Origin of the sequence: Litoribacterium kuwaitense, assembly GCF_011058155.1 — a bacterium.
GTDB classification, from domain to species: Bacteria; Bacillota; Bacilli; order Bacillales; family DSM-28697; genus Litoribacterium; species Litoribacterium kuwaitense.
Window position 1 is genome coordinate 318,457 of the sequence record NZ_JAALFC010000001.1, and the last position, 23,199, is coordinate 341,655.

Consider the following 23,199-nt stretch of genomic DNA (forward strand, 5'->3'; position numbering starts at 1 on the left):
GCGATACTCTTAAAACAAAAGGATTTTCATCGTTAAATAAGAGGGAGACATTGACTCTTTTGACTCAATTCTCTATTCTGAACATATTATTGTAAACAACGAAGGACTTGGAGGCACTCATATGCTGAATTATGAGAATTTGACGCTGCATACCGACAAATATCAGATTAATCAAATGTATGCTCATTGGAAAATGGTACCCACAATCGTAAACGTGTGTTTATCGCTTTCTTCCGCAAAAACCCCTTTCATAATGGTTATGCTGTCTTTGCTGGTTTAGAGCGAATTATCAACTACATTGAAGGGTTGAAGTTTGAAGAGGAAGACATCGAATTTTTACGCCAAGAGCCGGAAAATTACGATGAAGACTTTCTGGAGGAGTTAAAAGCTTTTTCTTTTAAGGGGACGCTCAATGCGGTTGAAGAGGGCCAGATTATTTTCCCTAATGAACCGATTATCCGCGTGGAATGCCGGGTCTTTGAAGGACACATGATCGAAACGGCACTGCTTAACTTTATGAACTACCAGACTCTCATTGCAACAAAGGCTTCAAGAATCAGACAAGTGGCTGGTGAGAACGATATTTTAATGGAGTTTGGAACGCGCCGAGCTCAGGAAGCGGATGCGGCCATTTGGGGTGCAAGGGCAGCATATATTGCGGGCTTTCATTCTACGAGCAATGTTCGTGCTGGGAAGCTGTTCGGCATTCCAACATCAGGGACACATGCCCACGCGTGGGTGCAGGATCACGACTCTGAAGAAGAAGCCTTTGAAGCGTATATGAACGTATTTCCTGATAATACAACCTTGCTCGTCGATACATATAATACATTAAAGTCAGGCGTGCCAAACGCCATAAAAGTAGCGAAGAAAATGGCTGAAAGTGGCCATCGTTTACAAGCCATTCGCCTTGACAGTGGCGATTTAGCGACTTTATCGAAACAAGCTCGCAAGATGTTAGATGAGGCAGGCTTTACCGATGTCAAAATTTCTGCATCCAATGACCTTGATGAAGAAATTATTTTGCATCTAAAGCTTCAAGAAGCCGAAATCAACATGTGGGGGATTGGAACGAAGCTCATTACCGCAGCTGAATCGCCAGCACTTGGCGGCGTATATAAAATGGTGGCGAAAGAAACGGAAACCGGCTATGAGCCCGTTATTAAAATTTCCGAAAACCCGGAAAAAATACCGACGCCTGGATTTACGACAGTGTATCGGATTATCAATAATAAAACCGGCAAAACCGAAGGCGATTATGTCGCGATGGTTGAAGAAAACGTCCAGCAAGACAAGCTGAAAATGTTTGACCCGAATAATCCGTATTCGTTTAAAATCGTTAGCGACTATACAGCAAAGGAACTGCTCGTGCCGATTTTTGAGGACGGCCATTGTGTATACGAGAAAAAAAATATCGATGAAATTCGTGCCTTTCATTTGGAGCAATTGAAAGAGATTTGGGAGCCGACGCTCAGACTCTTAAACCCGCAAACGTATTTTGTCGATTTAAGCCAAAAAGTGTACGACACAAAAATGGCTCTCATTGATTCCTTGGCTAAAAAAGATAAATAAACGACACTGCTTGAAGCTATATGAGCTGTAAAGAAAAAGTGTAGACAAATCGCTCGTATCACGATGTCTACACACTTGACTCCATGTTCAACATTTATGACGAGTGGGGAGAACGCAAAGCATCGGCCATTGCCTGGAGGTGCTTTGTGTTTTTTGTCTTGTCTCATCCATTTGTAAAAATGGCAAGTGACCTCTAGCGCGCTGCTCGAGCACATCTTTTTGCGAATGAAAAAGCTCGTGCCGTTCTACTTGTGTCCAACTGAGTGGTGTTGCGACATAGCCCTCTTCTCGTCCACGACAGGAGTACGGGGCAATGATGGTTTTTTTCGGATGATGCTGAACGTAATCAAGGTACATTTTGTTGCCGCGGCGATCGATTCTTCGCTCAATCGTCCAAAGGTTTGGCGCTTGGGCGAGCAAAAGTTCAGCAACAGCTTCCATAAACAGACGAGTCTCTACATACGACACTACATTAGGCTGGAGGGGGATATACAGTTGTAGGCCCCGGCTGCCTGAAGATTTCACAAAAGTGAACAAGGAAAATGAATCAAACAATGCTTTGATTTGGAGTGCGGCTGTGGCGATCTTCTCTATAGGTGCAGACGGATATGGGTCGATATCAATGACAAGCTCACGTGGGTGATGCTCACCGTCGCGATGGAAGGGGGCATGAAACTCAATTGCTGCTTGGTTAGCGAGCCATAAGAGCCCATCCATCTCAAGACAAATCATTCCATCAGGTTCACCACAAGCTTGTTTGACAGTCTGAGGCGCATATGCCGGCGTGTGTTTCTGATAAAAAGAAGCTTCATTAACACCATTTGGCCAACGCACTACTGTTAAAGCCCGTCCGTGGAGGAAAGACATCATATCAAAGGCAACGCTTTTCATATATTGCACATAATCGTTTTTCGTCCATTGCTGCTTTGGCCACAATATTTTCTCAGGCCGTGTCACATCAGGTGTGTAGGCTAGCCCGGTTGTCAAGGCTGTGAAAGTACACGAATGTGGGGAACGATGAGGCAAAAAACGTGAAAAGCGGACGTCTCGTAACGCGCCATTGGCATAACCGATCGTCAATACTTCCAGCACAATACTTGGTGGCGCATTTGGATTGTTTTTAAGCACTGCTGATAACGCGGTCGCTTCTTCAGGTGACATACCGTGGCGGATCGTACAGACTGATACCCATGCTCCATTTTGTAATACTACCCCTTTAAAATAGCCTGTCTCTGTTTCGGCGATAATGACAACAGCAACCTTCTGCCAGTTTTTATACTTTTTCCAGACGTCTGATCGCCCTGATACGTAAAGGCTATGTCGTTTTTTGGCGACGACACCTTCTCCTTTTTCCCGAATAATGTCTTTCCATAGAGGTGCATAATTTGTATAAGTCGGCGCAAGGGCAATGGTGCTTCCTCGTTTTGGCGGATCTGCAAAGCCGCCAAGTTCAGCCAGTTTTTTTAAGTGTGTTTTTCGTGTGATAAGCGGTTCGTTTTTACGGGAAATCGATCCGCTCGACAATAGATCAAAGACACAAAAAGTGGCTTTCAAAGTCGCTTTGTCATCGTTCGTTTGTGTTTTTCGGTTTGCCCGTTTTACGAGCAAATCAAAGCGACAGTGTAAAGCGCTGTCTAACATGGTCATTTCCCCATCTAAGACAATCGGGAGTTCATGATGAAGTTTTTCGGCAATGCGCTTTGCCGCTGTAATAATCTCGGGAAAAGCATGGCTATAATCATGATTGTGCATGCTCCTAAGCGCAATGTGTTGGCGATCGATCAAAAGCTGCATTCGGTAGCCGTCCCACTTCGGTTCAAACACCCATTGGGCCATTTCCTCTGGCCAACGCGTAGAAAGAACTGGCTTCATAGGTGGAGTGAATGTAAAACCCGTTGTCACGTTGCTTTCTTTCCTGGTGCTGTTTTAGTTTTACGAGCGGTCTTTTGTTTTTTCGGTGGATGCTGCTCTGGTTGAGTCTGATCAATACTGGCTTGCAATGTTTTCATTAAATCATGAACATTTGTTTCCTTTTTGTGAGTTTCCCCAGCTGAAATCATTGTTTCTGTATTGAGTAAAGCATCTTTGAATCGTTCAGCATACGTATTTTTAAAGGCTGCCGGTTCAAAGGGCTCAGTTAATTGCTCTATGAGTTTTTCCGCTGTTGCCAATTCCTTTTCCGACACCGTCGTTTCTTTGGGCAGGTCTGGCACTTGCTCTGTGGAACGAAGATTCTCCGGAAAGTGCATCGTTTCCATAAGCAACACGTTGTCATACGGACGGATTAACGCAAGGTGTTCTTTTTGCCGTAATACGATGGTGGCAATCCCTGCTTTGTTTGTTTCGTGAAGTGCTTCGTGTAACAGGGCATATGGCTTATGACCAGTCGCATCAGGTCCAAGGTAATACGACGTATGATAATAGACAGGGTCTATTTCAGTGACTGAAACAAATTGTTGTATTGATACAGCTTTCGGGCTGTTGTCGCTTTGCAGTTTTTCTAACGTTTCCTCATTGACGACTTTAAATGTATCTTTTTCATATTCATACCCTTTTACGATGTCTTTTCCTGACACATCAATGTCACACGTAGGACAATGCTTCTTGTATTGAATAGGAGTGTTGCATACGTTATGAAGTTGTCTTAAGGGAATGGATGGACTGTCTGTCGCTTTATATAATTTGACAGGAATGTTTACTAAGCCGAAGCTAATGGCACCTTTCCAAATGGTGTGCATAAGCGGCCTCCTTTGTCGATCGCTTTTCTTTTACTATGTGAAGGCAAAAAAAAATCAATCCTATAAAATATCGGGATTGAAGTGCATTTCTGCCAAAACAGGATCGATTTTTTTTGGCCACCTGACGACGAGGGTATCGTGCTCGTAAGACCAGCCACTCGACGATTTTTGAATGAGACAGGGGAGCCGAACCTCTTCGTGAGTTTCGTTTGCCCTGTCCTTAATCCAAACAATTGAAGAAGAATGCTGGATAGATAATTTTTTTATAGCATCTTTTTCTACAGGATAGCGGATGATGCAAAACGATTCCGTAGTTTCGACGGTTGCTTTTTTGTGCTGAACCGGTTGTGTCCCAGGAAAGAAGTTGGCAAACTGGTTCATCCATTGCTCATCAGAGGGAGACCAACTTGAAGCAGTGGATGAAAAACAACGTTTAATCCAGTCTAGCATTTGTTCATTTGACACAATCTCACCACCCTTTGCCCTTTAAATTATGACAGGGCCAGGGTTTTTGTGCCTATTGTTTATGAATTACCAGAAGAAAGGAAGGAGGGCAATCGTTGCAATTGAGCCGAGGGCTACACCAATTCCAAGACCGGCTCCATAGCCCCATCCGCCCCAGCCCCAACCACCGTAGCCATATCCAAGGCCAGACCTTTTCCGAGCGGTTCAAGGTATACGTGTGATCTAGACACATTCCGGATCACACCACGATATTCTGCACCATTTTGGCAGCGAATCATTACAGGTCTGCCGTGATAACGACAGCATGTATCATAATGGCGATACGACATGAGCAAACTCCCTTCATTATTCGTCTTACCATTACACTATGCAAAGTCGGTCTAAAATGTATGGGACAGGTGCATTAAGGCATATATGGAATTAAAGGGAGGGGGCAACAATGAATTATTTAGAAGTGATTGCTAATCGAAGCGTCCCGTTTGCTCATCCGGGTGGGCGCGGGGCAACACTTTGGATGGCGGAGCAAGCGGGCGTAACGGCGTCGTCTCTCGTGCTGGAAGCGGGTTGTGGCACTGGACATTCTGGAGCATTATTGGCAAAAGAAATGAAAGCAAAGGTGATCGGAGTTGACCGTGATGTGAACTTCATTCAAGCGGCTAAAAAAGCGCACCCACAACATCAATACGTCACCGCAGATCTATGTCAGCTCCCGTTTAATGATGCTTCATTTGATTTTATCTTTTGCGAATCGGTGCTCTCATTTGTTCAGCCGATTGATCGTGTGCTGGCTGAAATGCGACGAGTGCTCAAGGAAGAAGGGTCTATTTGGTGTAATGAAATGACGATGCTTCATCCGCTTCAGCATCAAGAGCAAAGGACGCTGACGTCATTTTATGGATTTTCTAAAATGTGGACAGAAGAAGATTGGCAAGACGTATGTCAGCACGCTAGGCTAAGCTTTGAGAAGAAAAAATCTGGTACAATTATCGACGGTTTGCTCATGGCAAATCCGCAAGACTTTATTGTTGAAGAAGAGCCATTTACAAATGAAGAAGTACGTGTTCTAGACATGCATCAACAACTCACGATGAAGCACAGTACAGCGCTCGGTTTCACCATTTGGAAAGCGCAAAAAAATTTCAATGACCGTAATGTAAAGTAAAAATAAACATTATCCAAAGTATTGTCATTCGAACGTATATTCTCTATACTGGAATGATAGGGAGGTGTTTTGTATGCAGCCTCAATCGCTACAGGAAATCGTGCGTCTACTTCGTCAAGATGATCGCTTTCAGCCAAATGTCGTCCATTGGCAAACCATTGACGAGCGTCCGGCTAAAGTCTGTCTGCTCCCAGACGATCTGCATCATCGGCTTTCTTCCGCTTTAAACGAGCGCGGCATCACACATTTGTATACACACCAAAAAGAAGCGTATGAGTGCGCGCGTGAAAAACAGTCTTTCGTTGCGGTCACACCGACGGCATCAGGGAAAACGTTATGCTATAACTTGCCTGTATTGCAAACGATTTTAGAAGAGCCTCATGCAAGGGCACTCTATTTATATCCAACGAAAGCACTGGCACAAGATCAAAAAACAGAATTGGCTGACATGATTGATGCCATCGGAGCCACGATTCATTCATATACGTATGACGGTGATACACCTGCAAATATCCGGCAAAAAATACGGAAAGCTGGACATATCGTTTTAACAAACCCCGATATGCTTCATTCGGGAATTTTACCGCACCATACAAAATGGGTGTCTTTATTTGAAAATCTAAAGTACGTCATTATTGATGAGCTTCATACATATCGCGGCGTGTTCGGCAGTCATGTTGCCAACGTCATTCGCCGTTTAAAACGGATTTGCTTGTATTATGGCTCAGATCCGGTATTTATCAGTACTTCAGCAACGATCAAAAACCCCGAGGAATTAGCAGAGCTTTTGACAGGAAAGCCGACGTCATTGATTGATAATAACGGTGCCCCAACTGGAAAGAAGCACTTTATTTTTTATAATCCACCGATCGTGAACCGTTCGTTGAATATTCGTCGTAGTGCAACGCTAGAAGTTAAAGCACTAGCAGAGGGTTTCTTGAAAAATCGGATCCAAACGATTGTTTTTGCCCGTAGTCGTGTTCGGGTTGAAGTATTACTGACTTATCTCCAACGGCTCGTGCAAAAAAATCTTGGCCCCAAAGCGATTCAAGGATATCGTGGGGGGTATTTACCTACACAGCGGCGACAGATTGAAGAAGGTTTAAAAAATGGCTCAATATACGGTGTAGTAAGTACGAACGCACTTGAGCTCGGCGTAGATATTGGTCAGCTAGAAGTTTGTATTATGACCGGGTATCCTGGAACGATTGCCAGCGCTTGGCAGCAAGCAGGACGAGCTGGACGGCGGCAGAAAGAATCCGTTGTCATTATGGTCGCAAGCTCTACACCGTTAGACCAATATGTCGTGTCACACCCAGATTACTTTTTTCAGCATTCTCCAGAAACGGCGCGCATTCATCCAAACAATTTGATTATTTTAATGGATCATTTAAAATGTGCAGCTTACGAGCTTCCTTTTCAACGAGGAGATTTGTTTGGGGGAGAAGAGGTCGATGATCTTCTCGACTACTTGGCTGAACAACAAGTTCTGCACGCTCATCAAGGTCGATGGCATTGGATGAGCGATGCGTTTCCCGCACACGAAATTAGCCTCCGTTCCGCTTCCCAGGAAAATGTCGTCATTATTGATCAATCGACGACGGGAAAGCATCAAGTGATCGGGGAGATGGATACGTTCAGTGCGTTAACCCTTCTACACGAAGAAGCCATTTATCTTCACCAAGGCGTGCAATTCCAAGTTGAAACGCTTGATTGGGAAGAAAAAAAGGCATATGTCCGTGAAGTGGCTGCTGATTATTACACAGATGCACAGCTCGCCGTACAGTTAGATGTTTTAGAAACGAATGAAACGTTTAAACGTGACAGGTATACTGTTGAGCATGGTGACGTCAGTGTTCGCGGCATGGCGACCATTTTTAAAAAGATTAAATTCAATACACACGAAAACATCGGTTCAGGCCCCATTCACTTGCCAGAGGTTGAAATGCATACGGAAAGTGCATGGATCTCATTTGCGGATACTGAAGCGATGAAAGAAGAATTGCTGGAGTCGGCGCTTGTCGGTCTGCAAAATGTGATACAACATTTGGCTCCTTTATTTGTCATGTGCGATCCAACTGATCTTCATGTCGTCCCGCAAGTGAAAGCTCCGCACAATCAATTGCCGACGTTGTTCGTTTACGACAGTTACCCTGGCGGAGTTGGTCTTAGTCAAAAAATTGCCCGGCAAATGCCGCAGCTATTACTAGAAGCGATTGATTTGATTCAGTCATGCTCATGTGAAGAAGGATGCCCTGCCTGTGTAGGAATGGATGCTGGAGAACGAGGGAAAGCCTATACCCTGGAGCTATTGGCGCTCGTAAAGAGGTGAAATCATGTCTCTAAAAAAGAAGCTTGAACGATATAAACAAATGCAAGCACAGACCTCTGCCCAATCATCATCTCCTCCAAAGAAGCAGCAAGGAAATCGAGAGAACGAAAACGTTTTTTTTGCTGAGGAAAGTTGGAAAGAGCTCGGCTTTGAGGCCGTCCATTCTGAGGAAGGCTACTGTTATGTAAAAACCGAGTGCTTTGATGTTCATACTCCTATTGGAAAGTATACGCTCGGCGATATGTACGCTTCTGTTGCCGAATGGAATAAACGAACTTCACACTCTCCTTTATCGTCCAAAGGAAAAACAGCAGAGGATTTGCTGTTTTTTGATACTGAGACGACGGGTCTGTCCCACGGGGCAGGCCATACGATTTTTTTATTTGGCACCGGACGCTTTTCTTCGGCCGGTTTTCAAGTCAAGCAATATGTCTTAGCAAGACCAGGGCTTGAGGCAGGGCTGTTTCTCCCTTTTTTACAAGAGCATGGTGCACTGTCAGACTTAGTCACCTACAACGGAAAGTCATTCGATTGGCCTCAAGTCAAATCGAAGCATGTGCTGATTCGTCATCTCGTCCCTGCACTTCCTGCATATGGCCATTATGATCTTCTTCATGCTTCCAGAAGACTTTGGAAACACCGTTTACCAAAGGTTTCATTGAGCCAGGTTGAAGAGGCAGAGCTTGGCATTTCCCGAATGGATGACACTCCTGGCTTTTTGGCACCAATGATGTACAAAGAATATATCGGAAATGAAGATGCCCGCTGGTTAAAAGGGATTATCACACATAATGCCAAGGATATCATTAGTCTCGTCGGTCTTTACATTCATCTTTCAAAACGAGTTCACGAAGGAGCAAGCGCCGACAGCGAAGAGCTTTTAGCACTAGCAAAATGGATGGAGGATGTCGGTGACAGACGAGAAGCGATGCAGTTATATAAGGTGATCGCAGATCGTGAGGAGAACTCCCAAGACGTCGCCCGGCTTCGTCTCGCCCGTTTATATAAACAAAACGGACAATTCCATAAAGCATTAACCGTTTATCACGAGGTCGACGCCCCTCATTGCTTGCACGAAGCACAGATTGGCATGGCGATGCTTTATGAGCACCAGTTTAAAGAATATGAAGCTGCGCTCAAGTGTGTAGAACTGGCCAAAGAAGCTCGAGGTGACATGCCAGAATTTCTCCATCGGGAAAAGCGTTTACGGACGAAAATATCTCTGAGGAAATAGAGATATTTCTCCAGATCATTTCCCGGGCAAGCGCAGGATGTGAGAGCTTTCGGCATAAAATCGCGGCAATCGACGGGGAGATTTCATTGTGCTTTTTTACGTATTTGGGTGTCTGGCTTATCTCGTTTTCGTTCAGTGACGCATAGGTTATAGTGTACTCGCTAACGAGGAGAGAAAGGAGTAAAGCTCATGCATAAACATTGTTGCCCACATCCGCCGCATCACTGTCAGCCTCCGCAGGCACAATTGCCCGCGCAATCGCCAATGCCACAACAGATGATGCCGGCAGCTACGCAGCCAATCATGATGCAGCCGATTGTTCACCCGACACGACAGGTGGTTGAAAATCAATACGTTCGTCATATCGTACCGCATATCCATCCAGTGCATACAGAATATCGTCAGCATAACATGTATGAACATCGTCATTATTATCCTCAAACAGTTTCGAATGTTGCGGATGCAAACATCAGCATTTCGATTGCTGTGAAATGCCAGAAAATCTTATGCCTAAAGACTGTTAACAGGAAAGCTGACTTTGTCAGCTTTCTCAGCGTGTTGTCAAACACTTCATGTGGACCCTGCTATCTTGCTCTTCGTATCATAAGCTCAGGCTCTATTCGTATCTTGGCTGCTAACCGATGTCAAGCCAGGCTGTAAATAACAGAGAGGCTGCTCATTTGCTAAGATAGGAAAAGGCAAGAATACATTTGTCTTCACTCTCAGGTTACGTGACGTCTCCAATTTGACTTCATAGCTGACTAGTATCATCCGTCAGAACTTGTTAACTGATACCTGTAAATGACGATAGAAGAGGTCAATGTGTTTGGAGGTGAGCCAATGAATCCAATCAAATCAATCGCCATCAGTGGTTACAAGCCTTACGAACTCGGTATATTTAAAGCAAATCATCCTGGCATAAAAGTGATTCGAACAGTACTTCATTCGAAACTGATTGAACAAGTGGAGACAGGTGTCGAATGGTTTATATCATCAGCACAGACAGGGGTGGAGCTGTGGGCAATGGATATTGTTCAAACCTTACAAGCTGATTACCCCCATGTAAAAACAGCGATATTACCTCCATTTTTTGGTTGGGAGGAACGTTGGTCGCCACAAGAGCAGGAGTTATTTCAATCTCTGCTTTCACAGGCAGATTATGCAAAGTACATAACAGAACGGCCGTACGAGTCACCGACACAGCTCCGCATAAGAAATGCGTTTCTCGTCAAGCATACTGACGGCTTACTGCTATTATATGATGAAGAACAGCAAGGTACACCTCAATACATTCTTAAGGAAGCACGGGCTAAGCAAGCGGCAAATACATATGAAATTAACTGGATTACAATCGAAGATGTCAGCGAAGCAGAACGGATGATGCAAGAGCTAGAAGGGGATGGACGGAATGATTGGTAAGAAAAATTGACTTTTCGTCGTGTTTCTGAAAAAATAGATGCTAACGACGCACGCATTGAACGAGGTGAATGCTATGTTATCAGACAAGCTTAAGTTAACGGCAAAAGACATTTTAGAGAAAGATTTCAAAACGGGATTAAAAGGATATAATCAGGATGAAGTCGATCAATTTTTAGATCAAGTTATCAAAGATTATGAAACCATGCATGCCCATATTGAAACGCTTGAGCAGGAAAATGAAAAGTTGAAAAGACAGACAGAGGAGATGCCAAAACAAAAGGCTCCGACGTCACCAGCTCCTCAGCAAGGGAGCACGAATTATGATATTTTAAAAAGACTTTCGAATTTAGAGAGGCATGTTTTCGGAAGTAAGCTCTACGAGTAAGTAGATATTTGACTTTTTTTGTAGAACTGGTATAATAATTCGGCAAGCGTTTTATGCGTTCGAGCGATCGCTGTCCATGCACAAGCATAGGCAGAGGAAAGTCCATGCTCGCACAGCCTGAAATGGCTGTAGTGTTCGTGCCTGACGAAACAATAAGTCAGGGTAGTCAGCGTGACTAACGGCAGAGAAAAAGCCTACGTCCATGAGGATATGGCTTTTATGCTCTTGAAAGTGCCACAGTGACGGAGTCTTCACTGGAAACAGGAAGAGTGGAACGAGGTAAACCCCACGAGCGAGAAACCCAAATTATGGTAGGGGCGCTTCTCAAAAGGAATATAAACGGATGAGAAGGCATTGTATCATACAATGCAGATAGATGATCGCTATCAAAGCACGAGGGGCAAAGGACCCGATTGCAGTGCTTTGACACAGAACATGGCTTACAGAACGCATGAGTCCCTTGCTAACTTGGATGAACGCGTCCTTGATTGGATACGTTCAGCAAACAATGATTAAATAGAAGGCTCTCTTCATGAAGAGAGCCTTTTTTATGCAATACATAAGGAGTGTCTCTATTGGAAAATGATCTTACCATCCTTTGCACGACCGCAATGGGCTTAGAATCCGTAGCCACCCAAGAGCTTCGTCAGCTTGGTTATACCGACATGACAACGGAAAACGGTCGAATTGTTTTGCGAGGAACAGCGACTGATGTAGCTCGGTTAAATTTATGGATGCGTACGGCTGATCGCATTAAGATTGTTGTAGGTCGCTTTAAAGCCGAAACGTTTGACGAGCTATTCGAAGGGACGAAAGCGTTACCGTGGGAAGCTTATTTACCTTTTGATGCTGCCTTTCCAGTACAAGGAAAGTCTGTTCGCTCGGTACTCACCAGTGTACCCGATTGCCAATCCATTGTGAAAAAAGCCATTGTTGATCGCATGTCCGCAAAACAAATTCAATTTATGAGCTTTGACGAATCAGGGGACACTTTTCCGATTGAGATTAATGTGACGAAAGACTGGGCTGAAATTACATTAGATACGAGTGGAACGGGCTTACACAAGCGCGGATATCGTCTTGATCAAGGTGAGGCTCCCTTGAAAGAAACATTAGCCGCTGCACTCGTGCTCTTGACAAATTGGAAGCCGCATATGCCTTTTATTGATCCGATGTGTGGGTCAGGAACGCTAGCGATTGAGGCTGCAATGATTGGTTTACGTCTTGCGCCTGGATTTAACCGCTCGTTTATTTCTGAAAGGTGGCCGCTCATTCCGACGGACGTTTGGGAAAAAGCAAGAGAAGAAGCTGAGGATCTGGCAGATTACGATACGCGATTGTCAATTTTCGCCAGTGATATTGATCACAGAATGATTGAAACAAGTCAAGAAAATGCTTTAGAAGCAGGACTCATGTCTGATATTGAATTTAAACAAATGCAGCTTGCCGATCTTACACTTCCAGACGAAAATGGCGTACTCGTCAGCAATCCTCCTTACGGTGAACGCATGGGTGATGAGAAAGGCACAAAAGCCATTGCTGAACAGGTTGGACAACTCATACAGACAAGACCCGATTGGTCGTATTATTTAATTACTGCTGACAAGCAATTTGAAAAAAATGCTGGTCAAAAAGCGACGAAAAAAAGAAAGTTATTTAATGGTTACCTGGAAACACAATATTATCAATTTTGGGCGTCAAAACACCATTAGACGTATAAGGCTCCTTCATCGTGCATATAATAGCGGGTATATGTGTGATTTATTTGAGAAAGGGGCCTTATCATTGAATCCGTATGTTACTTTTGAGCGAGTAGAGCGCGCGCTAAAACGGGCTGAATCTTTTGTAGGTGAAGAAAGTCCTCACGTTCAGCAATCTTTGCAGGAAGCGCGTTTAAGCAATGTTAAAGCATTATTTTACTACGAGGGGCTAGGCCATCAAAACAACACGAAGCATACATAAGCCCTTCAATCCGCCGAAATGGCGGTTTTTTTTATGGCATGGGCGTAAAACAAGCTGACCTTGTTTTAAAAAGCTAGCGATCATTTAAACAAAGGGAGAACAGAGATCATGGAAGCGTTAAAAAATAAAATTCTGACAGAAGGTATTGTGATTTCAGAAACAGTATTACAAGTCGATCGCTTTTTAAATCATCAAATTGATCCGATGCTGATGCAAAGTGTCGGTACAGCGTTTTATCAACATTATGCAAATGAACCAATTACGAAGGTGCTTACATTAGAATCATCCGGGATTGCACCGGCAATGATGACAGCTCTTTCTTTTCAAGTCCCTTGCATTTTTGCACGTAAAAAAAAGTCGCTAACGCTTCAAGACCATGTATTTACGACGACGGTTACGTCTTTTACAAAAAAAGAAGATAATCCGATATTTGTATCAAAGGATTGGCTCAAAGAAGAAGATCACGTACTTATTATCGATGATTTTCTTGCGAATGGGCAGGCTGCAGAAGGTTTACTTGATATCGTGCAGCAATCTGGAGCGAGCCTTGCCGGCTTTGGCGCTGTCATCGAAAAGGGGTTTCAGGCTGGGGGAGAGAAACTGCGACAGCAAAATATTAACGTTTGTTCACTAGCAATCATTGCTTCCTTAAAAAATCAGCAGGTTACATTTGCCTAGGTATATTTCCTCCTTTTTTTCCACATGCTAGGAAAAAGTCGGAGGGAGTGGTCATCGTGCCTTTTTTAGAAGCTGTTGGAACTGCAGTTCCCGCAAATGTATATACACAAAAAGACATTATGCCTCTGGTGCGAAAAATATTTGCCGATGCGTTTAAAGACATCGATCGTTTAATGAAAGTGTTTGGCACAGGTCTTGTTCATGAGCGCCATTTTGCAATGCCGCTTGACTGGTACACGGTCGAGCATTCATTCTCGGAAAAAAACCGATGTTTTCAACAAGCAGCATACGATTGTTCAATACGCGCTGTTGAAGATTGTCTAGAGCAGTTACCGGCGTCTTCTCGGCAAGTTGACGCGGTTTTTGTAGTGACGAGTACAGGTATTATGACACCGGGGCTTGATGTCGCCCTTATTGAAGCGTTAGACCTTCCCGCCACGACAGAACGTTACCCTCTATGGGGATATGGCTGTGCAGGAGGCGTTTCCGGCTTAAACAAAGCTTTTACATACTGTGAACGATACCCGGAAAGGAAAGCACTCCTCGTTTGCGTAGAAATGTGTTCAACAACCTTTCAGCATGATGATACTTCAAAAAGCAACCTTGTTGGTACGTCGCTCTTTGCAGATGGTGCTGCAGCGGTCGTTGTAAGTGGGGATCAAGCAGGTAAGTCCGATGGCAATACCCTCTATTATATTTCCGGATTTCAAAGCTTGCTTCCTCATTCCCAAGAGATCATGGGTTGGGAAATAAAAGAAGGTGGGCTGCACGTCATTTTTGCCCCTAAAATTCCAGAACTTGTCCATTCGTGGGCTGTTCCGGAAACGAAAGCATTCCTCACCGCGAACGGCACTGAGCTGGAGGATATAGTTTCATTTGTCTCTCATCCAGGCGGTCGGAAAGTGCTCGAAGCGTATGAAGAAGGATTGTCTGTTCCTAAACAAGCATTTGCTATTGCGTACGATGTACTCGCTAGATTTGGCAATATGTCATCTCCGACGGTATTGTTTGTCCTTAAAGAACGTATGAAATATCCGCGAAAGCATGGTGAAAAGGGGCTGATGTCAGCGTTAGGCCCTGGGTTTTCAACGGACCTTCTTCTGTTTGAATGGAAGGGGGCATAGTTTATGATGATCGCATGGCTGTTGTTGATTATTTTACTTAGTCAGCGCTTGATTGAGTTGTGGATCGCGAGGAAAAATGAACAATGGATGAAGAGGGAGGGGGCAATTGAGTATGGCCAGAGTCATTATATTTGGCTTGTGGTCGGGCAAACGATGTTTATCCTTGTATGGACATATGAAGCTTTTCAAGCCCCCCAGCTTTCACCGTACTGGCCCATATTCATGTTTCTTTATAGTGGTGTCCTTTTTTTACGCATTTGGACGATGCGCTCATTAGGGCGATATTGGAATACGAAAATTATCGTATTGCCTGGGGCACCATTACAAGTGAAAGGGCCGTATCGTTGGATGAAACACCCAAACTACGTCATCGTCTATTTAGAGATGCTTCTGTTAGCAGTCATTGTAGAAGCCTATGTCGCCATGGTCGCTGGTGTGATTTTGCAAAGTGCCGCTTTAGCGATACGGATACCGACCGAAGAAGCCGCGTTACAAAACGCGACAACCAATCAAGCAGCCGCTTTGTATAAGAACAAAAAGAAATTTTGGCCAAACCTCAAAAAATTTCAATGACCGTATTGTAAGTAAACTTAAAACCTTGATCAAATCCAATATGCGCGATATAATGGTGTTCCTGCGGTTCGGGTGATTCGTTTTTTGTCTTAATCCGATGATTTGTCAAAGGGAGCCCTATATTAGATCGAATACGCCTGTAAGGGCGAACGCGTGAATGCGGGCACCCACGTTCCTTTTAGGGATTGACAGACGATGACGAGCACCGTTCTCGCGGGGATTAGCTAATATAATTCAAGCCCTCCACTATTCATGTGGAGGGCTTTTCCAATGAACGATCAATAAGCTCAGGACATATGTGCTATAATTAAGCTTAGGAGTGTTTTGTATTCGTCTTTTTAGCTTCGTTTTCTCCTTGGCTTTTAGGTGCAGTATTCATCTCATCCGGTGCTTGACCTTGAGGGTTGACGCTCGTTTTGTGCCGTTGTTTTTTCATAGGCTAAAACGCTCCTTTCATTACTAGGATGTGCGTTTTTTCGGATTTTATAAACATGCAGCATATATATTAACGTCGGTTTGAATATCAAGGAATGGGGATTGAATCCGGTGCAACAGAAGAATCTGGGGTATTATCTAGACGAAATGCAAGGAAAAGGGTTTAAGCTTTCCTACAGCGATATATTGTTCATCCATTTCGCACAAAAATTTACCAATGCAAACGACAAGCTGATGATCATTGCGCTTCAAGTCGTATGGTCTACTCAGTTTGAATTTGATCCAAGCTTTTATCTTTCATTTGTTGAGCGCTTGCAGGAAAATGATGTAAAAACAAAAAAAGAAGCCATTCAGATGGCCAAAAATTTAGGTCTTTACGATCGTTTACTTAAGTGAATTGCATGTCTAGCAAGAAGATCGGCCTTTTTATTTTTGTTTTCTGGAATCCATTTCACAAAAAATAAATCAAAATGTTTGGATAGCGCAAGCACTTGTTCATAAAATGGTACATAAAGCGGATTTTTTATGTACTCTTTCTCAATCGCTCGTTCAATTAATTGAGAATCCGTTTTCACGAAAACATTTCGCACCCCATGCTCCTTGCAGAAATTCATCCCCGCAATCAGTGCATGCCATTCAGCTTCATGATTCGTTAGTGGAGGAAGAGGAATTGCTTTCTCATACGCTATTCCGTCATTGATAAGAACAATCCCCGCTCCTGATGGACCTGGATTCCCAGCACTTGCACCATCGATGTACAAATCTGCCATACACCATTTCTCCTCTCTTTTCTCAATCATAGGTAGTATATCAAAGAGTTGTTTGACGCACGATACATTTCATTAGAGGAGGGTCGCGGATGAAAGTGCAAATTTATTGGGATTATACTGTAAAAGGGAAGCAAACGATCGAATTTATCTCCGGCGATTTAGAAGCCGAAGACGCGATGGCTTGGGCGAATGAGGCGACACGATTAAATCATGCAAAAAATATCCGGTTTGTTGACAAAGAGGGTCGATCTTGGAGCGAAAAAACGTTGAAACAGTTCTTAACTGCTGAACGAAACAGGCTGCAAAACGTTCGCTGTTGGTTTGACGGCAATTTTGATCGAAGTTCAAAGCGTTCCGGGGTGGGTATCTGTATTTTATACGATCATGGTCAAACGACTTGGCAAATGAGAAAAAACCGTTATTTCTCTTCGCTAAGTTCAAATAATGAAGCTGAATTTGCTGCACTTTGGATGTTAAGTGAAGAGCTATTGTCACTACCGAATGATTTTTCCTCTGTACACATTCACGGTGATTCAATGAACGTCATCAGACAAATGGCAGGGGACTGGCCCCTTTATGACGAAGTGTTACAGCGTTGGGCGGATCGTATCGATGAGCAATTAGAACAAACAAAGGCAGACATTACGTGGTCCTACATTCCTTCAAAGGAAAACAAGCGCTGTGACCACTTAGCAAATCAAGCGTTAAATCATATTGTTGTTGAAAGTACTTCTCGCCTTGAGTCAGATATGAAGGAGTTGACTGATGATGAAGGATCAGACCGCCATAAAGGAAGCGACAAAACTTCTCGATGAGTATTGTGAAGGCTGCTTCCTGAAGGCTCATTATAGACATGTTTACGGACGAAAACGAGCTCATCAGTTTTGCATCCATCGCTGTTCTATCGGAAAGGAATTAAAAGCGCTTGGGAGCATGTTAGGTGGGGAACGTGAAGATGAATGATGCCAAATAAAAAGACCTCGCGCGCTAAGACGCGGGTCTTTTTATTTGCGAAACAGCATACACAAGACGTTTTACCATTGATATGGTGTCGCTTGATATACATAATAATTTAGCCAATTCGTAAACAGTAGATAAGCATGAGCACGCCACATATGCAGTGGCACGGACTCTGATGGACCACCACAACATTCATAATCCGGAAGTTGAATGTTCATTCCATTTGTCACATCACGCTTATATTCGTTCTGTAACGTTTGTGTATCGTATTCTGGATGTCCTGTTAAAAAGACTTGTTTTCGATCTTTACTTTGCACGAGACAAACCCCGGCTTTTTCAGATTCAGCAAGCAGCATTAGATCGTCCACTTGCAAAATATCTTCTTTTGTTGTTGTCATATGCCGTGAATGCGGAACGTAAAAACGATCATCGAATCCCCGCAACAATTCACAATTCGGCTCGACGATGTTATGCGAGTAAACACCGAAGCATTTTTGCTCAAGCTTATGTTTAGGGATGTCATAGTGATAAAACAACCCTGCCTGGGCGCCCCAGCACGAATGAAGCGTTGACGTCACATGCGTTTTTGTCCAATCCATTAAATACGTAAACTCATCCCAATAATTGACTTCTTGAAAGTCTAAATGCTCAATCGGTGCCCCTGTAATAATCATTCCGTCAAAATTTTGCTGTTCAATTTCAGGTAACGTTTTGTAAAACGCTTGCAAATGTTCAGCACTTGTCGTTTTTGATTGATGTGTAGAAGGGTGCAGCAACGTCACATTAATTTGCAGTGGAGAGTTACTGAGAAGGCGCAAAAGCTGTGTTTCTGCCTCTTCTTTTTTTGGCATAATATTAAAGATCGCAATATTTAATGGGCGAATATCTTGAGAGTAGGCCCGATTTTCATCCATTACGAAAATGTTTTCATTTTCTAATATTTCTTTTGCAGGTAAATGAGCTGGTATATTAATTGGCAATGAAATCCCCCCTTGACAATTGAGCCTGCTTACTATTCTACAGTGAAGCCTTGCGTTGTACAACCACCCTAACGATTTAGAGATGAGGAAGATTTTTAAATGTTTCTATGAAGGAAACTGGAGGCTCCTCAATTAAAAAAGGCGTCACACCGTAAATTGTATGCAAATAAATAAACCCAAGCTGCTCAGAAACCATCCAGTAGGACACATCAAAAACGTCCTGCAATCTCCACGTTTTTATGGAGGAGGTAATTTCGTGGCGATAGAGGCACAATCGATGAGCCGACGTAATGATCTGTTTTCCCTCCACAGAAAGCAGATGCTCCTGTTGGATATATGTGCATTTGGCTAAAGGTGCATGCATGTTCGCTTCCCCCTTTACGTTCTAACGTCAATATACAAGAAAATCGCGTAAACACCAAGCCAAACAGCGTGACAGCAATTAACCTTTTGTCATGATACAATACTCAATAGATTCGTGGATAGGAGGATTCGCATGCATATCGTTTCAATCGAACCAACCCCAAGCCCGCACACAATGAAAATTAATTTATCTGAAGCTTTAGGAACAGGGCAAAGTCGACATTACAAAAAAGAAGATCATAAAGAAGCACCTGTCTGGCTTCAGGCCGTTCTAAATATTGACGGTGTAAAAGCCGTTTATCATGTCGCTGACTTTTTGGCGCTAGATCGTTATCCCTCCTACGATTGGAAACCTATTCTAGCGACCGTCCGCCAATCATTTGGTGAAGAGCCGACTGAATCGGCAGTACAGAGACAAAGTAATGATTCCTTTGGTGAAATTTCTGTTCAAATTCAAAAATATGCTGGCATTCCAATGCAAATCAAGCTGACAAATGGCGAGTCAGAAAAAAGAGTAGGGCTACCTACACGCTTTAGTGATGCCGTCATGCAGCTGCAAACCAGTGGTGAAAATGTTGTTCTTGACCGCACATGGGACGACTACGGCGTCCGCTTTGGTGACTTTGAAGATGTCGGTGCTACGCTTGTGGAAGAGCTATCCGCACTTTATCCACCTGAACGTCTAACGTCATTACAAAAGGGAGAAACAACACCCTTTATCGAGAAATACCATCGTGTGACAGAAAGTGACTTAGATGATCCTGATTGGAAAGTACGCTATCAACGTTTTGAGAATATGAGTGATCCGACCATTGAGGATCTCCCAGTGCTCAAAAAGGCACTTTATGATGAAAAAGCATCGATACGCCGTCTTGCTGTCGTCTACCTCGGTATGATCGAAGACAAAAAAGTGTTGCCTTTGCTTGAACAAGCGTTAAATGACTCTTCTGTGACCGTTAGACGAACAGCCGGTGATGCAATGTCTGATCTCGGTATGACGGAAGCCATTCCCGCAATGGTCGCTTCGTTGGAAGATCAAAATAAAATTGTTCGCTGGCGTGCAGCGATGTTTCTCTATGAAGTAGGGGACGATACTGCACTCCCTGCACTTGAAAAAGCAAAAGATGATGATGAATTCGAGGTCAGCCTACAAGTGCAAATGGCGATTGAACGAATATCAGGTGGTGGAGAAGCAAAAGGCTCAATATGGAAGCAAATGACAGAAGCTACGATGAGAAGTAAAAAAGAAGATCCATCATAATATTGAACCTCGTGAAGCAACACAAGTCTTCACGAGGTTTTTTAAGTATATCTCACTATGTTTTCCCACCTGAATCAGATGTCCCCATTGAAAAGTACATGCAAAAGAGATATATTGTTAAGTATAAATTATTCTAATTGACTTATTTTTTACTTCTTTCGTTTGTTGTAAGCATCCGAAGGAGTCGATCTGGCAAATGATCGATCTTTCATTTGTCAGAAAATTCATTAACACTTGTAAGTAGAAAAGGGAGTAGACAATGACACAAGAAAAAGATTTGCGTATTAAAAGTAAAGTGATCAGTGATGGGGGAGCAAGCAGAGTTCCAAACCGCGCGATGCTCCGTGCTGTCGGATTTAATGATGAAGACTTCAAAAAACCGATGATCGGTATTGCCAGCACGTGGAGTGAAGTTACTCCTTGTAACGTACATATTGATGAGCTCGCTCGCCGCTCTAAAAAAGGGGCCGACGACGCGGGCGGAAAAGCAATGATTTTCAACACAATCACCGTATCGGACGGCATTTCCATGGGAACGGAAGGGATGCGCTATTCACTTACAAGCCGTGAAGTGATTGCCGATTCAATTGAAACAGTTGTAGGTGGAGAAAATCTTGACGGTCTCGTAGCCATCGGTGGCTGTGATAAAAACATGCCAGGTTGTATGATTGCGATTGCGCGCAGTCAAGTTCCGTCTGTTTTTGTCTATGGTGGAACGATTGCTCCAGGAAAACTTAACGGTAAAAATATTGACATCGTGTCCGCATTTGAAGGTGTTGGTCAGCATAACAAAGGAAACATCAATGATGAAGAGCTCCATCAAATTGAATGTCATGCGTGTCCAGGCGCAGGCAGCTGCGGTGGGATGTATACCGCAAACACGATGTCTTCAGCTATTGAAGCGATGGGAATGAGCTTACCAGGAAGCTCTTCCAATCCGGCGACGACTGAGGAAAAACGAGCAGACTGTGAAGCCGCAGGCACGGCCGTATATCACTTGCTTGAGAAAGGCATTTATCCGAAAGACATTATGACGAAAAAAGCGTTTGAAAATGCGATTACCGTCGTGATGGCACTCGGCGGATCGACAAATGCCATCTTGCATCTCATGGCGATTGCTCATGCTGCTGACGTCGACTTAACCTTAGAAGACTTTGAACGCATCCAGAAGGAAGTGCCTCATATTGCTGACTTACGTCCAAGCGGAAAGTATGTTATGCAACACCTTCATGAGGTCGGCGGCGTCCAAGCTGTGATGAAGATGCTTCTTGAAGAAGGCTATCTGCATGGCGACTGCTTAACGGTCACCGGCAAAACCATTGCCGAAAACTTAGCAGAAGCACCTGCGTTAAAAGAAGGACAGGACATCATCTCTTTAGACAATCCGAAGCGTAAAGACGGTCCCCTCGTTATTTTACGTGGTAATTTAGCTGAGGAAGGTGCCGTCGCAAAAGTATCCGGTTTAAAAGTTACATCACTTACTGGACCTGCCCGTGTATTTAACTCGGAAGAGGCAGCGACTGAAGCTGTCTTAAACGACAACATTAAGCCAGGCGACGTCTTAGTCATTCGATATGAAGGACCAAAAGGCGGACCAGGTATGCCAGAGATGCTTTCACTCTCGGCGATTCTCGTTGGGAAAGGGCTTGGTGAAAATGTAGCCTTGCTCACTGATGGACGCTTCTCCGGGGGAACGCACGGTCTCGTCATCGGCCATATCGCGCCAGAAGCGCAGGTCGGTGGAAACATTGCCTTGCTACAAGATGACGATATCGTCACTGTCGACAGTGAAAAACAATTAATTTCTATGGATGTCAGTGATGAAGAGCTTGCGAAAAGACGTGAGCTTTGGCAAGCACCAGCATTAAAAGTACAGCGAGGCGTTTTAGCTAAATACGCACGACTTGTATCTTCATCGGCAAAAGGTGCGGTCACTGATTTAGACGAGAGCGAACGATAAGCGGCTCGATTTGAAGCAATGGCTCTCCTTGTAGTACAATAAACGTATTGAACAAAAATGGAGGGATTACCATTGTCTTCTGCTTATGAAGAACATATGCGCCAATTGGTTATGCCAATGCGCCAGGAACTAGTCAATGCCAACTTTACTGAACTAACAACTGCTGAAGAAGTGGACAAGTTTTTTAATGGAATAGATGAAGCAGACTCAACACTTGTTGTCGTCAATTCAGTCTGTGGATGTGCCGCCGGACTTGCACGACCAGCGGCTGTCCACGCCATTAAACAAGAGGATGCACCAAAACACCTCGTCACTGTGTTTGCTGGTCAAGACAAAGAAGCCACTGAACGGATGCGTGAGTATTTCGGAGACATTCCTCCATCTTCACCATCTATGGCGATCTTAAAAGGGAAGAGCGTGCATCACTTTATTCATCGTCATGAGATTGAAGGCGCAGAGCCCCAAGAGATTTATGAACAACTTTTGCAAGCTTTTGACACTGTAAAAGGCGCATAAACACAAAAAAACTCCCCACAGCTAAGGGGAGTTTTTTCATCCTGCTACTATTCAGTGACCATAAGGAAAATAAAATAGACAACTGAAACGACACTCATCACTGTGAGTGAAAGATCCATAACATCCATCAAAAAACCTCCATACTTCAAAATACACAGTTTATATGACGTAAATTGTACCATGTTTTCAAAGGAAAGCCTATATCCAAATCACAGACAGGCAAAAATGAACATAGAATTTCGAACAATTAAACACAGTGACACAAATAAAGACAAACATGTTCTATACATAAATATTGATAAACAGAGAT

The 23,199-nt window shown here is 43.7% G+C and carries 26 protein-coding genes, 2 other RNA genes and 1 pseudogene; 20 read left to right on the forward strand and 9 right to left on the reverse strand.

Annotated features, from left to right (window positions below; genetic code table 11):
• The first annotated feature begins 121 nt into the window (after positions 1 to 121).
• A pseudogene (locus tag G4V62_RS01750) lies at positions 122 to 1,572 on the forward strand (nicotinate phosphoribosyltransferase).
• A gap of 87 nt (positions 1,573 to 1,659) precedes the next feature.
• Here G4V62_RS01750 and ligD read toward each other — a convergent pair.
• The 4 genes from ligD to G4V62_RS01770 all read right to left on the reverse strand — a co-directional run bounded on the left by ligD (position 1,660) and on the right by G4V62_RS01770 (position 5,104).
• A complete protein-coding gene (gene ligD / locus G4V62_RS01755; protein WP_165199036.1) occupies positions 1,660 to 3,474 on the reverse strand; it encodes a DNA ligase D in 1,815 nt (604 codons plus the stop codon).
• Complete coding sequence (gene ku / locus G4V62_RS01760; RefSeq protein WP_165199037.1) at positions 3,471 to 4,310, reverse strand: non-homologous end joining protein Ku; 840 nt, start codon at positions 4,308 to 4,310, stop codon at positions 3,471 to 3,473. Before ku ends, ligD begins: the two co-directional genes overlap by 4 nt.
• Positions 4,311 to 4,370: 60 nt before the next feature.
• Positions 4,371 to 4,775: a hypothetical protein gene (locus G4V62_RS01765; RefSeq protein ID WP_165199038.1), complete on the reverse strand. Its 405-nt coding sequence runs from the start codon at positions 4,773 to 4,775 to the stop codon at positions 4,371 to 4,373.
• Positions 4,776 to 4,888: 113 nt separating this feature from the next.
• Positions 4,889 to 5,104 (reverse strand): hypothetical protein, encoded by a 216-nt coding sequence (locus G4V62_RS01770; RefSeq protein ID WP_312855408.1) that lies wholly within the window; start codon positions 5,102 to 5,104, stop codon positions 4,889 to 4,891.
• Between the two features lie 110 nt (positions 5,105 to 5,214).
• Here G4V62_RS01770 and G4V62_RS01775 point away from each other — a divergent pair, with 110 nt between their 5' ends.
• From G4V62_RS01775 to G4V62_RS01785, 3 genes are all read left to right on the forward strand, one after another.
• Positions 5,215 to 5,937 (forward strand): class I SAM-dependent methyltransferase, encoded by a 723-nt coding sequence (locus G4V62_RS01775; RefSeq protein ID WP_165199039.1) that lies wholly within the window; start codon positions 5,215 to 5,217, stop codon positions 5,935 to 5,937.
• 73 nt (positions 5,938 to 6,010) lie between these two features.
• A complete protein-coding gene (locus G4V62_RS01780) occupies positions 6,011 to 8,269 on the forward strand; it encodes a DEAD/DEAH box helicase (RefSeq protein WP_165199040.1) in 2,259 nt (752 codons plus the stop codon).
• Between the two features lie 4 nt (positions 8,270 to 8,273).
• The gene (locus tag G4V62_RS01785; protein ID WP_165199041.1) at positions 8,274 to 9,503 is read left to right on the forward strand and encodes a ribonuclease H-like domain-containing protein; all 1,230 of its coding nucleotides are present in this window, start codon (positions 8,274 to 8,276) and stop codon (positions 9,501 to 9,503) included.
• Positions 9,504 to 9,650: 147 nt separating this feature from the next.
• Here the strand turns inward: G4V62_RS01785 and G4V62_RS19675 are convergent, their stop codons facing one another.
• Positions 9,651 to 9,926 (reverse strand): hypothetical protein, encoded by a 276-nt coding sequence (locus G4V62_RS19675; protein ID WP_246218202.1) that lies wholly within the window; start codon positions 9,924 to 9,926, stop codon positions 9,651 to 9,653.
• Between G4V62_RS19675 and G4V62_RS01790 the strand changes: the two genes are divergently transcribed.
• From G4V62_RS01790 to ssrS, 10 genes are all read left to right on the forward strand, one after another.
• Positions 9,810 to 10,163 (forward strand): CotD family spore coat protein, encoded by a 354-nt coding sequence (locus G4V62_RS01790; protein WP_246218199.1) that lies wholly within the window; start codon positions 9,810 to 9,812, stop codon positions 10,161 to 10,163. The two genes, G4V62_RS19675 and G4V62_RS01790, sit on opposite strands and share 117 nt — an antisense overlap.
• A gap of 180 nt (positions 10,164 to 10,343) precedes the next feature.
• Entirely contained in the window at positions 10,344 to 10,922 is a 579-nt protein-coding gene (locus G4V62_RS01795) for an SLOG family protein (protein ID WP_165199042.1), read from the forward strand.
• 73 nt (positions 10,923 to 10,995) lie between these two features.
• Positions 10,996 to 11,307, forward strand: coding sequence for a cell division regulator GpsB (gene gpsB / locus G4V62_RS01800; protein ID WP_165199043.1), 312 nt, complete (start codon positions 10,996 to 10,998; stop codon positions 11,305 to 11,307).
• 55 nt (positions 11,308 to 11,362) lie between these two features.
• Positions 11,363 to 11,755, forward strand: an RNA gene (gene rnpB, locus G4V62_RS01805) — RNase P RNA component class B.
• A gap of 127 nt (positions 11,756 to 11,882) precedes the next feature.
• Positions 11,883 to 13,019 (forward strand): THUMP domain-containing class I SAM-dependent RNA methyltransferase, encoded by a 1,137-nt coding sequence (locus tag G4V62_RS01810; protein WP_376768247.1) that lies wholly within the window; start codon positions 11,883 to 11,885, stop codon positions 13,017 to 13,019.
• Positions 13,020 to 13,092: 73 nt separating this feature from the next.
• Positions 13,093 to 13,269 (forward strand): hypothetical protein, encoded by a 177-nt coding sequence (locus tag G4V62_RS01815; RefSeq protein ID WP_165199044.1) that lies wholly within the window; start codon positions 13,093 to 13,095, stop codon positions 13,267 to 13,269.
• Positions 13,270 to 13,377: 108 nt separating this feature from the next.
• Entirely contained in the window at positions 13,378 to 13,947 is a 570-nt protein-coding gene (locus tag G4V62_RS01820) for a xanthine phosphoribosyltransferase (RefSeq protein ID WP_165199045.1), read from the forward strand.
• A gap of 56 nt (positions 13,948 to 14,003) precedes the next feature.
• On the forward strand, positions 14,004 to 15,071 hold the full coding sequence (locus G4V62_RS01825; RefSeq protein ID WP_165199046.1) for a type III polyketide synthase: 1,068 nt from the start codon (positions 14,004 to 14,006) through the stop codon (positions 15,069 to 15,071).
• A 3-nt stretch (positions 15,072 to 15,074) separates the two neighbouring features.
• A complete protein-coding gene (locus G4V62_RS01830) occupies positions 15,075 to 15,644 on the forward strand; it encodes an isoprenylcysteine carboxyl methyltransferase family protein (RefSeq protein ID WP_165199047.1) in 570 nt (189 codons plus the stop codon).
• A 55-nt stretch (positions 15,645 to 15,699) separates the two neighbouring features.
• A non-coding RNA gene (ssrS, locus tag G4V62_RS01835) (6S RNA) lies at positions 15,700 to 15,868 on the forward strand.
• A gap of 89 nt (positions 15,869 to 15,957) precedes the next feature.
• On the opposite strand, the gene G4V62_RS01840 is transcribed toward ssrS, so the two are convergent.
• Positions 15,958 to 16,080: a small, acid-soluble spore protein L gene (locus G4V62_RS01840; RefSeq protein WP_165199048.1), complete on the reverse strand. Its 123-nt coding sequence runs from the start codon at positions 16,078 to 16,080 to the stop codon at positions 15,958 to 15,960.
• Between the two features lie 110 nt (positions 16,081 to 16,190).
• Here G4V62_RS01840 and G4V62_RS01845 point away from each other — a divergent pair, with 110 nt between their 5' ends.
• Positions 16,191 to 16,475: a DUF6123 family protein gene (locus G4V62_RS01845; RefSeq protein ID WP_165199049.1), complete on the forward strand. Its 285-nt coding sequence runs from the start codon at positions 16,191 to 16,193 to the stop codon at positions 16,473 to 16,475.
• On the opposite strand, the gene G4V62_RS01850 is transcribed toward G4V62_RS01845, so the two are convergent.
• Positions 16,454 to 16,849, reverse strand: coding sequence for a ribonuclease HI family protein (locus G4V62_RS01850; RefSeq protein WP_165199050.1), 396 nt, complete (start codon positions 16,847 to 16,849; stop codon positions 16,454 to 16,456). The two genes, G4V62_RS01845 and G4V62_RS01850, sit on opposite strands and share 22 nt — an antisense overlap.
• Positions 16,850 to 16,938: 89 nt before the next feature.
• Here G4V62_RS01850 and G4V62_RS01855 point away from each other — a divergent pair, with 89 nt between their 5' ends.
• A complete protein-coding gene (locus G4V62_RS01855; protein ID WP_165199051.1) occupies positions 16,939 to 17,664 on the forward strand; it encodes a reverse transcriptase-like protein in 726 nt (241 codons plus the stop codon).
• Positions 17,618 to 17,812: a zinc-finger domain-containing protein gene (locus G4V62_RS01860; RefSeq protein WP_165199052.1), complete on the forward strand. Its 195-nt coding sequence runs from the start codon at positions 17,618 to 17,620 to the stop codon at positions 17,810 to 17,812. The genes G4V62_RS01855 and G4V62_RS01860 overlap by 47 nt, the downstream gene beginning before the upstream one ends.
• 71 nt (positions 17,813 to 17,883) lie before the next feature.
• Here G4V62_RS01860 and metA read toward each other — a convergent pair whose 3' ends face one another.
• Entirely contained in the window at positions 17,884 to 18,789 is a 906-nt protein-coding gene (gene metA / locus G4V62_RS01865; protein ID WP_165199053.1) for a homoserine O-acetyltransferase MetA, read from the reverse strand.
• A gap of 76 nt (positions 18,790 to 18,865) precedes the next feature.
• Entirely contained in the window at positions 18,866 to 19,153 is a 288-nt protein-coding gene (locus G4V62_RS01870; RefSeq protein ID WP_165199054.1) for a hypothetical protein, read from the reverse strand.
• A gap of 132 nt (positions 19,154 to 19,285) precedes the next feature.
• On the opposite strand from G4V62_RS01870, the gene G4V62_RS01875 reads away from it, so the two are divergent.
• The 3 genes from G4V62_RS01875 (at position 19,286) to G4V62_RS01885 (ending at position 22,889) form a co-directional block, all read left to right on the forward strand.
• Positions 19,286 to 20,413 (forward strand): conserved virulence factor C family protein, encoded by a 1,128-nt coding sequence (locus tag G4V62_RS01875; RefSeq protein ID WP_165199055.1) that lies wholly within the window; start codon positions 19,286 to 19,288, stop codon positions 20,411 to 20,413.
• A gap of 259 nt (positions 20,414 to 20,672) precedes the next feature.
• Positions 20,673 to 22,373 carry a dihydroxy-acid dehydratase gene (gene ilvD / locus G4V62_RS01880; RefSeq protein ID WP_165199056.1) on the forward strand — a complete coding sequence of 567 codons (1,701 nt, stop codon included), beginning with the start codon at positions 20,673 to 20,675 and terminating at the stop codon, positions 22,371 to 22,373.
• Positions 22,374 to 22,445: 72 nt separating this feature from the next.
• Complete coding sequence (locus G4V62_RS01885) at positions 22,446 to 22,889, forward strand: BrxA/BrxB family bacilliredoxin (RefSeq protein ID WP_246218179.1); 444 nt, start codon at positions 22,446 to 22,448, stop codon at positions 22,887 to 22,889.
• The last annotated feature ends 310 nt before the right edge of the window (positions 22,890 to 23,199 follow it).

Excerpts from the sequence above, each read along its gene's own strand:
- ku (WP_165199037.1), bottom strand. The coding sequence starts at position 4,310 with ATGCACACCATTTGGAAAGGTGCCATTAGCTTCGGCTTAGTAAACATT.
- G4V62_RS01770 (WP_312855408.1), bottom strand. The coding sequence starts at position 5,104 with ATGTCGTATCGCCATTATGATACATGCTGTCGTTATCACGGCAGACCT.
- G4V62_RS01775 (WP_165199039.1), top strand. The coding sequence starts at position 5,215 with ATGAATTATTTAGAAGTGATTGCTAATCGAAGCGTCCCGTTTGCTCAT.
- G4V62_RS01780 (WP_165199040.1), top strand. The coding sequence starts at position 6,011 with ATGCAGCCTCAATCGCTACAGGAAATCGTGCGTCTACTTCGTCAAGAT.
- G4V62_RS01785 (WP_165199041.1), top strand. The coding sequence starts at position 8,274 with ATGTCTCTAAAAAAGAAGCTTGAACGATATAAACAAATGCAAGCACAG.
- G4V62_RS01790 (WP_246218199.1), top strand. The coding sequence starts at position 9,810 with ATGCAGCCGATTGTTCACCCGACACGACAGGTGGTTGAAAATCAATAC.
- G4V62_RS19675 (WP_246218202.1), bottom strand. The coding sequence starts at position 9,926 with ATGTTCATACATGTTATGCTGACGATATTCTGTATGCACTGGATGGAT.
- G4V62_RS01795 (WP_165199042.1), top strand. The coding sequence starts at position 10,344 with ATGAATCCAATCAAATCAATCGCCATCAGTGGTTACAAGCCTTACGAA.
- gpsB (WP_165199043.1), top strand. The coding sequence starts at position 10,996 with ATGTTATCAGACAAGCTTAAGTTAACGGCAAAAGACATTTTAGAGAAA.
- G4V62_RS01820 (WP_165199045.1), top strand. The coding sequence starts at position 13,378 with ATGGAAGCGTTAAAAAATAAAATTCTGACAGAAGGTATTGTGATTTCA.
- G4V62_RS01830 (WP_165199047.1), top strand. The coding sequence starts at position 15,075 with ATGATGATCGCATGGCTGTTGTTGATTATTTTACTTAGTCAGCGCTTG.
- G4V62_RS01840 (WP_165199048.1), bottom strand. The coding sequence starts at position 16,080 with ATGAAAAAACAACGGCACAAAACGAGCGTCAACCCTCAAGGTCAAGCA.
- G4V62_RS01850 (WP_165199050.1), bottom strand. The coding sequence starts at position 16,849 with ATGGCAGATTTGTACATCGATGGTGCAAGTGCTGGGAATCCAGGTCCA.
- G4V62_RS01855 (WP_165199051.1), top strand. The coding sequence starts at position 16,939 with ATGAAAGTGCAAATTTATTGGGATTATACTGTAAAAGGGAAGCAAACG.
- G4V62_RS01860 (WP_165199052.1), top strand. The coding sequence starts at position 17,618 with ATGAAGGATCAGACCGCCATAAAGGAAGCGACAAAACTTCTCGATGAG.
- G4V62_RS01870 (WP_165199054.1), bottom strand. The coding sequence starts at position 19,153 with ATGCATGCACCTTTAGCCAAATGCACATATATCCAACAGGAGCATCTG.
- G4V62_RS01875 (WP_165199055.1), top strand. The coding sequence starts at position 19,286 with ATGCATATCGTTTCAATCGAACCAACCCCAAGCCCGCACACAATGAAA.
- ilvD (WP_165199056.1), top strand. The coding sequence starts at position 20,673 with ATGACACAAGAAAAAGATTTGCGTATTAAAAGTAAAGTGATCAGTGAT.